Source organism: Paracoccus sp. (in: a-proteobacteria) (assembly GCF_047973135.1).
Classification (GTDB): Bacteria; Pseudomonadota; Alphaproteobacteria; order Rhodobacterales; family Rhodobacteraceae; genus Paracoccus.
Genome location: NZ_JBKEBL010000031.1, coordinates 1 through 10,701, shown reverse-complemented (window position 1 = coordinate 10,701; position 10,701 = coordinate 1). Strand labels below are relative to the sequence as shown.

The following is a 10,701-nucleotide window of genomic DNA, read 5'->3' as shown; positions in this document are numbered from 1 at the left end:
TTCTCCCGGCAAACTGAACCGCCTGATCATGGTCATGGCCATCGCGCTTTATTGGGCAGTCTCAACCGGATTGTGGGCTGTCAAACAGCGGGCCTCCCAAAAAAACGAAGAAAAATCAGTGGTCGTTCAATGGTTTCGCCATTCAAGGCGGGTCTGAGAGCGCTTCAAACCCGATGCAGGCGACGATTAAAAATCCCACAACTATGGGAACTCTGGGAAAACTGACTCATGGTGAGGTCGTCAGGCTATAGAACGTGTCGCAGCATCCCGTCGGAATTTCCGACATCGTCACCGCCGCAATCGGCCGGGCAGGACAGATACGGATCGGCGGTTCAACGACAAAATGGCACGATGCGAAGCGGCCTCAGCCGAACAGATGGGACCAGACGCTTCGGCATTCGTCGGACTCGACCGGTTGGGCCGTGTACATGATGAAAAACTCTTGATCTGCGTCGTTGGGCTGACGCATCAGATGGACGGCAACATGGCGGCAATTGCCTGCTGCGGAAAGCGATCTGGCGACGCTGATATGATCGCGATAGACCCTGCCCGACGCGTTGGTCAGGGATGCGTAGGGGTATTCCGAATCCCAGTACACCGAAAGCAAAAGATCGCCTTCTACCCTGAAACGTTCCCCAAGCGGCAATCGGTACACCGAATCCGGGGCCAAACTCGCGCCCGGCATGCCCGCCTCGTTCGAGGCCCCGAACAATTCCCAGCTTTTCATGCTGAAAGTCAGGTTGGCAAAACCGGCAATGATCGGCGTCAGGAACACCACCAGCAAGCCGCCCAGAACCGTGACCGCCCAGTTGCTGCCCAGCAGTGCCAGGATTCGCCGGGTCCGGCCGGGCCGTTGCTGCGCGCTTTCGGTCATCACCAATACCTTAAATCAACTGCAAGCATAAAATACCTGCATCATCAATCGCACAAATTGTCCCCGACCGTAAACCGAAAACGGTCAGGCTTCCGGCGCGGCTTCGTCAGGGGTGCTGTCAGCCCCGGCCAGCCTTCGCATCGCCGGGCGGAAATCGTCGGCGCGGGCATGGACAAGCGTCAACGCATCCTCGCCCTGCGATTGGGCCAGATGTCCGGCCACCAGCCGATGGCCCAAACCATAGCCCGTATATTTCCGCAGCCCTCCCTTGCCGAAAAACCATTCGGCATGGTCGTAATCCAGCCGCGACCATTCGTTCATCGCCCGCCGGGTTACGCCCTGCGCGGGCGTCGTCGCGTCCCAGGGATCAGGCTTGCCGCCCAGAACATGCAGGACGAAATGCCCGGCCAGCCCCTCGCTGACCAACGCCTCACCCAGTGATTTGCCATAGCCCGGCCCCTCGTACCGGATCAGGTGGTGCATCTCGTGGACCAGCGTACGCAGCAACAGCGGCGCGGAAAAGCGGTCGGGGTTCAGTGTCACATCAATCACACCCGCACCGGGGGCCTGCCCGCCCACACCCCATTCCGGGATCCCCCCGCCGCGCTGTCCCCTGACTACCAGATCGAAGCGCGGCAAGTCGGTCAGGCCCGACACCACCGCCACCGCCTCGCGCGCGGTGGCGCGGATTTCAGGCAAAACGCGCGTCAGGGCGTGACGCGCGTTCAGAAGGTGAATGTTCCAGATGGTCACGGCCCTGATCTCCTGCTTTGCCGGATACCGCGACTATTACGCGGCAGCACGGTCAAAGTGCAACGCGATCAACCAAGTGTGACAAGATTCGCCCAAGTTTCAAGTGGCGGCAAATTCACGCGCCGCGCCGCAACCTGCGCGAACCGACAGGCCGTCTGGAACCGGCGCGCGGCTGCGTTCGGCCAACATCTGATCCCACGGAAGAATCGGATCCGGCCAGTCGGGAACCATTTCGGCATAGGTGGCCCGGCAAAGGCGGTCAAACTCTTGGTAGCCATGGACAAAATACCTGGCCATCAGTTCGCTCAACGGCGCCTCTCCGGCGCGTCCGATGGCATAGCGATGATCCAGATTGGTTGCCTCGGGCAGGATATAGCCATCTTCGCGCACGACGATCTTCTTGATCTCGGCAGAAACGCCACGATGGCAGCCGCCGCCGTTGCAGACATAGGCCGCGCAGGGATGAGCCAGAAAAAAGCGTTTACTGCCGCCGATAATGCTGGACTTGATGGGCCTTCCAGGCGCATTGGCCAGATCCGAGACCCGCAGGATCAGTTCCAGAAGCTGAGGCGAGGTCAGCATCTGATCGACGATCCCTTCGCCGCGCCCCAGACGCAGCAGAGGCTGGACCAGCAGGCGTTCGGCACCCGCCGCGACTGACCATGCAGCAATCGCATCGAACTGATCCAGATTGGCCTGCGAAATGGTCGTCACCACCGTGACCGGCACCTCGGCACGCCGCAATCGGGCGATCCCGGCTTCGGTCGCAGCAAAGGCACCCGGCACCGCCCGAAAAGCGTCGTGAAATTCTGGCGACCCGTCTATGCTGACATGAACGCTGATCCGGTGCCGGGCCAGCATTGCGGCCTGCCGGTCCCCGACCAGCGTGGCATTGGTGGATAGTGTCACCTCCAGCCCGGTTCCCGCCGCCACCGCCAGCATCTCGTCCATGCGCGGATACATCAGCGGCTCGCCCCCGGTCAGGAACAGCGATCCGATCCCCATGGATGGCGCTTCGCGAATGGCTGACAACACCCAGTCGCGGGGCAGGCGTTCCCGTCGCGTGGGGCCGCCATCCATATAGCAATGCCTGCATTCAAGATTGCACCTGCCTGTCAGGTGCACCATCAAACTTGCTGACGCTGTCATGGCCCGACCTCGTAGCGGGGCTGTCAGCGATGCAGATGCTGGATCTGAGCGATGTCGGCCACGTGGGACAGCGCATTGCCTCCGATCAATATTCCGATCTTCGAGCGCGGGCCTTTCGGACCCTTTGGCACCGTACCGAAATCGCCGCCTTCAAAGATGTTCACGGCCCCGACACTGACGCCGCCGACTGCCTTTCCCTCAACCGCCGCGCGCGAAATCTGATCAACGATCTGGGCGTGAATCTCTGCCGCCGCGCTGGCCGCTACGGTATTGGCAAATTCAAGGACACGGCCGGTTTCGACGATCTTCCTTAACGCCTCGGCTGACACCTCGTAGGACAAGGTTCCCAGTGCATTATCTTCCATGTCAAACACTCCAAAAACCAACAATAATATATTACGACGATTCGTGGATTTTAACAATTATTATGTTTTTATGGGGTTTCCGAAAAACCGGAACGGTTCCGCGCGCAATTTCAAACCCCTAAGCATGAAATCCCCAGCACCGCAATCAGGCGGGGCCGGTTCCCTCGCGCCATCCGGCGTCAGATCTCGGGAACCAGCACCTCGCGCTTGCCGACATGGTTCGCCGCGGATACGACGCCCTGATCCTCCATCTGTTCAACCAGCCGGGCGGCCTTGTTATAGCCGATCGCCAGCTTGCGCTGGATATACGAGGTCGAACATTTGCGATCCTTCGCCACGATCATCACCGCCTGATCATACAGCGCCTCATCCCCGTTATCGCCGCCGCCAAGGCCCAGAACCGCGTCTATATCATCGGCCTTTTCCTCGTCCGGGCCTTCGACGACGCCGGATTTGTAGGATGGCGGACCAAAGGATTTCAGATGGGTGACGACCTCTTCGACCTCTTCGTCGCTGACGAATGGCCCATGGATGCGGGTGACGCGGGCACCGGTGCCCATATACAGCATGTCGCCCTGACCCAGCAATTGCTCGGCCCCCTGCTCGCCAAGGATTGTGCGGCTGTCGATTTTCGATGTCACCTGAAAGCTGATCCGGGTCGGAAAGTTCGCCTTGATCGTGCCGGTAATAACATCGACCGAGGGGCGCTGCGTCGCCATGATCAGGTGGATACCGCTGGCCCGCGCCATTTGTGCCAGGCGCTGGATGCAGGCCTCGATTTCTTTCCCGGCGACCATCATCAGGTCGGCCATCTCATCGACGATGACGACGATATAGGGGAACAGCTCGGGCTGGAATTCCTCGGTCTCGAAGATGGGTTCGCCGGTATCCTCGTCAAAGCCGGTCTGGACGGTGCGCCTGAACATCTCGTTGCGCGACAACGCCTCGCGAACGCGACCGTTATAGCCCTCGATATTGCGCACGCCCATCTTGGACATCCTGCGATAGCGGTCCTCCATCTCGCCCACGACCCATTTCAGCGCGACGACCGCCTTTTTCGGGTCGGTGACAACAGGCGACAGCAGATGCGGAATGCCGTCATAAACCGACAGTTCCAGCATCTTCGGATCGATCATGATCAACCGGCATTCATTCGGCGTCAGCTTGTACAGCAGCGACAGGATCATGGTGTTGATGGCCACCGATTTTCCTGACCCGGTGGTCCCCGCGATCAGCAGGTGGGGCATCTTTGCCAGATTCGCCACGACCGGATCGCCGCCGATATCCTTGCCAAGGGCCAGAGGCAGCGGGTGGCTGCCATCCCCAAAGGCGCGCGCCCCAAGGATTTCGCGCAGCACGACCTTTTCGCGCCGGGCATTGGGCAATTCGATCCCGATCACGCTGCGCCCCGGCACCGTGCTGACGCGCGCCGACAGGGCCGACATGGACCGCGCGATGTCATCAGCCAGCCCGATGACCCGGCTGGCCTTCAGCCCTGGTGCCGGTTCCAGCTCGTACAGGGTGACGACCGGGCCGGGCCGAACCTCGGTGATCTGACCCTTGACGCCGTAATCGTCCAGCACCGCCTCCAGCATGCGGGCATTTTCCATCATCGCCTCTTCGGACAGTTGCATGCGCTGCACCGTCTCGGGCGAGGCCAACAGAGCCAGCGGAGGGGTCTCATAGACCGGTTCGCGGTCATCAAAACGCAGTTGCGGCTCGGCCTCGGCGCGGGCCTGACGCGACGCCGCCGGCGGCTTGTGGGGCGGCACCACGACGCGCGGGGTTTCATGCCCGAAAGGCACGGGTTCCACCGGCTCTGCCGCCGCAAGTTCGGCCTGATCCTGTCCGGCATCCTTGCCGCCCTCGCGTGCAAGACGCGCAGCGACGACGGCCAGCACCGATGAACGGCCCGCGCGGTTGCGGATCGCATCGCTGATCCGGCCGCTGACCTCTTCGGCCGAGGGGGCATCGCCGTCATAATCGGCATCGCGCTCGATCAGTTCGGGCTCGGGAAGGTCCGCAGGATCGAATTCCGGCTGCGGCACCGACACGCGTGGCATGCGGTTGCCTCCGGGAACGGCCTCGCCTCGTGCGGGCCCGACCGTGGCCGCCTGCCGGCGGGTCCGGGCCTTGCGGGCGACAAAGAAGGATGCGGCGACCCCCCTGCCCAGCAGACGCAGCCCGGCATCATAGGCGATCAGCAGGCCGATCACGAAACGGCGCCACAGCACCCGCGTTTCGGCCTTGTCGAACCCCAGCACCAGCGCCGAAAAGGTGACCATTCCCGCAGCGACCAGCAACGCGGCAATCTTGATGGCGATCTGCGCCTTCAGCGGGATCAGGCTGACCAGCGCGCCCATCACCATGTCGCCGAAATGCCCGCCCATGCCATAGCTTTGCTGCCATTCCGCATCCGGCACCAGGCTGGCGCAATAAACCGAAACCAGCGCCACGGCGATCGGCAGAAAGATCGCCCGCATCAGCCGTTCCTCGCCCCGGTGCAGCATCAGCCGCAGGCCCCAGACGACCGCGCCCGCAACCAGCATCCACGACCCCTTGCCGGCAATCATCATCAGCGGCGAGGCGATATAGGCGCCAAAGCTGCCCAGCAGGTTCTCGGCGGGTTGGTCGGTGGCCGACAGAAAACTGGGGTCATCCGAGGACCAGCTTCCCAGCATCATCGCGATCAGCACGCCCAGAACGACCAGACCGGCGCCCAGCAATTCCTTTCCGCGCCGCTCCAGCGCCGCCTGCGTGTTCTGGTCGAACAGCGGATCGCGGTGTTTCGCCTGCCAGCTAGCCATTCCGTCACCTTTCCCCTGTCTCGTCGTCGTAAAGAACGCCACGCAGACGGATCAGCGCAGCCTCGGTTTCCTCGGGCGTGGCGACCAGCGCGACCCGGATAAATCCCTTGCCCGGATTCTCGCCCGCCACATCGCGCGAAAGATAAGCCCCCGGCAGAACCTGAATTCCGGCCTCGGCCCACAGCCGCTTTGCCGCCTCTTCGCTGTCGGCGACGGGCAGCCACAGGAAAAACCCGCCCTCGACCGGCCTGTAGCCCGGCACGTCGCCCAACACCCGGTCGGCAATCTCGTATTTGCGGCGATACAGCGTGCGGCTGGCCACGACATGCGCCTCGTCCCGCCAGGCGGCCTCGCTGACGGCCTGTACCGGTAACGGCAGCGGCGCGCCGCCATAGCTGCGTAACCGGCGGATCTGGACGATATTCGCGGCGCTTCCCGCCACGAAACCAGACCGCAGCCCCGGCAGGTTCGACCGCTTGGACAGCGAATTGAACATCACCACCCGGTCGGCCTGCCCCATTTCCGTCGCCACGGCCAGCGCACCGGGCGGAGGGGCGTCGCGATAGATTTCCGAATAGCACTCATCCGCGAAGATCAGGAAATCGTGGCGATCAGCCAGTTCGATCAGGCGTTCCAGATAATCGCGTCCCGCCACCGAGCCCTGCGGATTGGCGGGCGAACAGACATAGGCGATGGCGGTACGGTCCAGCAGATCGGCGGGCAGCGCGGCATAGTCGGGCAGATTGCCGGTCGCAGCAGCGGCAGGCACGAAAACCGGTTCCGCCTGCACCGCCGCAGCCGCCACCGCATAGGCCTGATAGAACGGGTTCGGCAACAGGATCGCAGGGCGCTGGCCATTCTTGCGTTCGGGGCACAGTGCCAGCGCGGCGTTGAACAACCCCTCGCGCGTGCCGTTCAGCGCCATGATCCGGTCAGGTGACACATCAAGGCCATAGCGTCCCTTAAGCCAGTCGCCTATGGCCGCCAGCAGGCCCGCCGTGCCTTCGTTCACGGGGTATTTCGCGAATTGATCCAACGTATCGGCCATGACCTCGGCCACGAATGCGGGCATGGCATGACGCGGCTCACCGATGGTCATGACCATCGGAGCCTCGCCCGGTTTCAGGCCGGGTTCAATACCCGACAACAGCGCCCGCAGGCGTGGAAACGCGTAATCCGGCAGGTTCGAGAACCGCTCGGGGATTGCCATATCTGCCTCGCTTTCGGGGTCTGTGCCCCGTTATTGTCCTGAACATTAACGCGCTTGCCGGGTTGCGTCCAGCAAAAGCAAGCCCTGCGCGGCCTAACGCGCGCCAAGTGCGGCTTCCATGCCAGCGGCAACACGCAAAAGATGCCGGTCGCCGCCCACATGTCCCATCGCCATGATCCCGCAGCCGGGCAGGCCGGTGGGCAGGGTGATGGCGGGCAGTCCCAAAAGGTTGCCGATGCGGGTATTGCGCAGGGTCAGCAGGTTGGCACGGACGAAATATTCCTCGTCATCCAGCAGCCGTTGCCGGTCGGGCGGCAGGATCGGCGCGGTCGGCAAAAGGATACCGTCAAACCCGGCCATGGTCGCGGCCCATTCGCGGCGCAGCCGGGTCAACGCCTCCCATCCGGCAACGTAATCGGCGGCAGCGATATCGGCACCGGTGCGGAAACGGTCCAGAATCGGTTTCCACATCAGTTCCGGCGCGTCCTCAATCTGGGCGCGCCAGATGCCATAGGCTTCAGGCGCGAAAAGCTGCGGCGACAGGGCCATGGCCTTTCCGACGATCTCGGGTGCGGCATGGCTGATCTGCGCGCCGGCCCTGCCCAGCCGGTCCACGGCATCCTCGAAGGCGGCGACGGGGGCGTCCCCGGCATCCTCGAAGGGCAGGCCGTCCAGCACCATCAGGCGCAGCCCCCGCGCCGAGGCATCCTTGAGATCGACGGCAGGCTTGCCGACCAGCACGGCCATGATCGCGGCGCAATCCTCGACGCTGCGGGCCAGAGGGCCAGCCACATCAAACCGGCGGCACAGCGGCACTACCCCGCGCGCGGATACCGCGCCATGGGTGGGCTTGAAGCCGGTGATACCGTTCCAGGCGGCGGGCACCCGGATCGAACCTCCGGTATCCGACCCGATCGCCGCCGCCGCCAACCCCAGCGCCACCGACACCGCCGCCCCCGAGGACGAACCGCCCGGCGCCAGCGCCGGGTCCAGCGCATTGGGCGGGGTCGCCGTCTGCGGGTTCAACCCCAGCCCGGAAAAGGCCAGTTCGGTCATATGGGTCTTGCCCAGGCAGATCAGCCCTTCGCGGGTCGCCTGCGCCAGAATATCGGCATCGTTGCGCGGCAGCCGTCCCTCAAGCAGGCGAGACCCAGCCTCAGAGCGGATGCCACCGCTGTCGATATTGTCCTTCCAGCTTATCGCCACACCATCCAGCAGGCCGCGCCGCAATTCGGCCTTGGCGCGGTCATGGGCGGCAATGGCCTCGGCCCGCGCGCGGGTGGGCGTCAGCCTTGCATAGATGCGGCGACCGTCGCGATGCTTGCGCGCGGCCTCAAGATAGGCTTCGGTCTGGTCCAGCGGGTCCAGCAGGCCCGCCATGATCGCCCGGCCCTGTTCGACCGCCGTGGCCCGCAACCACTTCATCGTCAGAAATCCACCGCGATGCCGTTCTTTTCATAATCGCCAAAGCGCACGGGTTCAGGCCCTTTGCGGCCTCCATATTCCCTGGGCAGCGGTTGCTGCGCGGCGGCGGCCTTGCGGCGTTCCTCGGCCTCGGCAAGGGCGCGGCGGGCAGCGGCGGGCAGATCGGCGTGATCGCTCATGGAAACCTCGGGCAAGAGGGGATAAAGGACTGCAACACTCATTCTACAAGATTACGACAAAGGAAAGCGTTTTGGCAAAGCCCGGTGTTGATATGGCGCGCAAGGGCGCGCTGCGGCTGTTGCAGGGGGTGCGCGACGGGCTGTCGCTGTCCGATCAGGCAGGGGCGCTGAAATCGCTACCGCCCCCGGATCAGGCCCGCGCCGCGCGGCTGGCTGCCGAAGCGCTGCGCCATCAGGGCCGTGCGGATCAGGTGATCGCGCACCATGTCAGCCGCAGGCCCGCCCCACAGGTCGCCGATGTGCTGCGCCTGGCCACGGTCGAGCTGCTGGAACTGGGCGGTGCGGCGCATGGGGTGGTGGATGCCGCCGTGACGCTGACGCGTGGTCTGGGCAAGCGCGGACAGGCGGCAGCGGGCATGGTCAATGCGGTGCTGCGCAAGGTGGCGGGATATACGGAATGGGCCGGACTGCCGCCCCAGCCCCTGCCCGACTGGCTGCGCGGGCCGGTGGTCGCGGCCCATGGCGAGGCGGCGGCGCGGGCCATAGAGGCTGCCCATCAGGCCGGCGCGCCGCTGGATCTGACGCTGAAGCCGGGGGCCGGGGCCATCGAGGGGGCCGAGATGCTGCCGACAGGGTCGCTGCGCCTGCGCGGGCCGGTGCAGGTCTCAGCCTTGCCGGGCTTTGCCAGCGGCGACTGGTGGGTGCAGGACGCGGCGGCGGCACTGCCCGTACGGCTGCTGGATCCGCGCCCCGGCGAGGGGATCGCCGATCTGTGCGCCGCGCCGGGCGGCAAGACGCTGCAACTGGCGGCGGCGGGGGCGCGGGTCACGGCGGTGGATATCAGCGCGGCGCGGCTGAAACGCGTGGCCGAGAACCTGAAGCGCTGCGGGCTGGAGGCGGCACTGGTGGCGGCGGATGCGCTGGACTGGCGGCCCGATGCGCGTCTGGACGCGGTGCTGCTGGACGCGCCCTGTTCCGCCACCGGCACGATCCGCCGCCATCCCGACCTGCCCTTTCTGCGCGACGGCAGCGGCATAGCCGATCTGGTCGCGCTGCAATCGCGACTGATCGATCACGCGCTGACCCTGCTGGCTCCGGGCGGGCGGCTGGTCTATGCGGTCTGTTCGCTGCTGTCCGATGAGGGCGAGGCGCAGATTGCCGCCGCCCTGGCCCGGCATCCGGGACTGATGATCGAAACCCCGGCACTGGCGGGATGCGCGCCGGAATGGACTACACCCGAGGGCGGATTGCGGCTGCGGCCCGATTACTGGCCCGATTTGGGCGGCATGGATGGTTTTTTCATGGCCCGGCTGCGCAAAGGATAAACGTTGCGCTGGCGCCGCGGGAAACCCACGTCGCTTTTTGCGTCCCGCGGTGGCCGGGGGCGCTGCGCCCCCCGGACCCCCCGCCCGGCGCGCAAGGGCAGCGTTGCGCGGGGCAGGGCGGGCGTTGCATTGGCTGTTTGCGCAACGGCAGAGTCCGCGCGGCGCGAAATCCCCAGGAAATACGGGGAATATCGCCGCACCGGATGCGCACAGCCTGTACACCGGCAGAGATTGCGCATAGTCCCGGCTGCCTGCCGCCCGGTCGCAATAACCTTGGCCGGGCAATCTTGCCAAGAATAGCCGATAGATCTATACTGCCCTCACTCCAAAACCCGAAATTTTTCGTGAGTGACGATCCTGAAGTTGTCTGACACTTGGCTGCGGAAGGTTTTCCATTCTCTGGGCAGGGTTTCGCGAAAGAACCGGAGGATCGCATCCGCGAACTGCTTTTGCGTTGGGTAGTGGCGATTGTGGGTTACGCATTGGTGCATGACGGCCCATAATCGTTCGATTGGGTTCAGGTGGGGGCAATAGGGCGGCAGCTGGATCAGGTGGATGCGGCAATTGGGCCTTGCAAGGAAATCCCGAACGTCTGGCCCTTTGTGGTAAGCGGC

General features: G+C 64.3%; 10 protein-coding genes. 1 reads left to right on the top strand and 9 read right to left on the bottom strand.

Translation table 11 applies throughout. The features are described 5' to 3' along the window. Positions 1-364: 364 nt before the first annotated feature. The 8 genes from ACK5L9_RS02850 to ACK5L9_RS02815 form a co-directional block, all read right to left on the bottom strand. Entirely contained in the window at positions 365-874 is a 510-nt protein-coding gene (locus ACK5L9_RS02850; protein WP_416909936.1) for a hypothetical protein, read from the bottom strand. Between the two features lie 84 nt (positions 875-958). Next, positions 959-1,627 (bottom strand): DUF2268 domain-containing putative Zn-dependent protease, encoded by a 669-nt coding sequence (locus tag ACK5L9_RS02845; protein ID WP_416909935.1) that lies wholly within the window; start codon positions 1,625-1,627, stop codon positions 959-961. Positions 1,628-1,726: 99 nt separating this feature from the next. Continuing rightward, a complete protein-coding gene (locus tag ACK5L9_RS02840; RefSeq protein ID WP_416909934.1) occupies positions 1,727-2,755 on the bottom strand; it encodes a radical SAM protein in 1,029 nt (342 codons plus the stop codon). 44 nt (positions 2,756-2,799) lie between these two features. Further along, on the bottom strand, positions 2,800-3,141 hold the full coding sequence (locus ACK5L9_RS02835) for a hypothetical protein (RefSeq protein WP_416909933.1): 342 nt from the start codon (positions 3,139-3,141) through the stop codon (positions 2,800-2,802). 179 nt (positions 3,142-3,320) lie between these two features. Then, on the bottom strand, positions 3,321-5,948 hold the full coding sequence (locus tag ACK5L9_RS02830) for a DNA translocase FtsK (RefSeq protein WP_416909932.1): 2,628 nt from the start codon (positions 5,946-5,948) through the stop codon (positions 3,321-3,323). 4 nt (positions 5,949-5,952) lie between these two features. Continuing rightward, positions 5,953-7,158 carry an aminotransferase class I/II-fold pyridoxal phosphate-dependent enzyme gene (locus ACK5L9_RS02825; RefSeq protein WP_416909931.1) on the bottom strand — a complete coding sequence of 402 codons (1,206 nt, stop codon included), beginning with the start codon at positions 7,156-7,158 and terminating at the stop codon, positions 5,953-5,955. 93 nt (positions 7,159-7,251) lie between these two features. Next, the gene (locus ACK5L9_RS02820; RefSeq protein ID WP_416909930.1) at positions 7,252-8,583 is read right to left on the bottom strand and encodes an amidase; all 1,332 of its coding nucleotides are present in this window, start codon (positions 8,581-8,583) and stop codon (positions 7,252-7,254) included. 2 nt (positions 8,584-8,585) lie between these two features. After that, complete coding sequence (locus tag ACK5L9_RS02815; protein WP_416909929.1) at positions 8,586-8,762, bottom strand: DUF1674 domain-containing protein; 177 nt, start codon at positions 8,760-8,762, stop codon at positions 8,586-8,588. A 92-nt stretch (positions 8,763-8,854) separates the two neighbouring features. Here ACK5L9_RS02815 and ACK5L9_RS02810 point away from each other — a divergent pair, with 92 nt between their 5' ends. Next, positions 8,855-10,087, top strand: a complete 1,233-nt coding sequence (locus tag ACK5L9_RS02810) for an RsmB/NOP family class I SAM-dependent RNA methyltransferase (protein WP_416909937.1) — start codon at positions 8,855-8,857, stop codon at positions 10,085-10,087. A gap of 320 nt (positions 10,088-10,407) precedes the next feature. Here ACK5L9_RS02810 and ACK5L9_RS02805 read toward each other — a convergent pair. Then, the coding region (locus ACK5L9_RS02805; RefSeq protein ID WP_416909928.1) for a transposase at positions 10,408-10,701 on the bottom strand (294 nt) is incomplete at its 5' end.

Coding starts and splice junctions, on each gene's coding strand:
- ACK5L9_RS02830 (WP_416909932.1), bottom strand. CDS start 5,948: ATGGCTAGCTGGCAGGCGAAACACCGCGATCCGCTGTTCGACCAGAAC.
- ACK5L9_RS02835 (WP_416909933.1), bottom strand. CDS start 3,141: ATGGAAGATAATGCACTGGGAACCTTGTCCTACGAGGTGTCAGCCGAG.
- ACK5L9_RS02850 (WP_416909936.1), bottom strand. CDS start 874: ATGACCGAAAGCGCGCAGCAACGGCCCGGCCGGACCCGGCGAATCCTG.
- ACK5L9_RS02820 (WP_416909930.1), bottom strand. CDS start 8,583: ATGAAGTGGTTGCGGGCCACGGCGGTCGAACAGGGCCGGGCGATCATG.
- ACK5L9_RS02825 (WP_416909931.1), bottom strand. CDS start 7,158: ATGGCAATCCCCGAGCGGTTCTCGAACCTGCCGGATTACGCGTTTCCA.
- ACK5L9_RS02810 (WP_416909937.1), top strand. CDS start 8,855: ATGGCGCGCAAGGGCGCGCTGCGGCTGTTGCAGGGGGTGCGCGACGGG.
- ACK5L9_RS02840 (WP_416909934.1), bottom strand. CDS start 2,755: ATGGTGCACCTGACAGGCAGGTGCAATCTTGAATGCAGGCATTGCTAT.
- ACK5L9_RS02815 (WP_416909929.1), bottom strand. CDS start 8,762: ATGAGCGATCACGCCGATCTGCCCGCCGCTGCCCGCCGCGCCCTTGCC.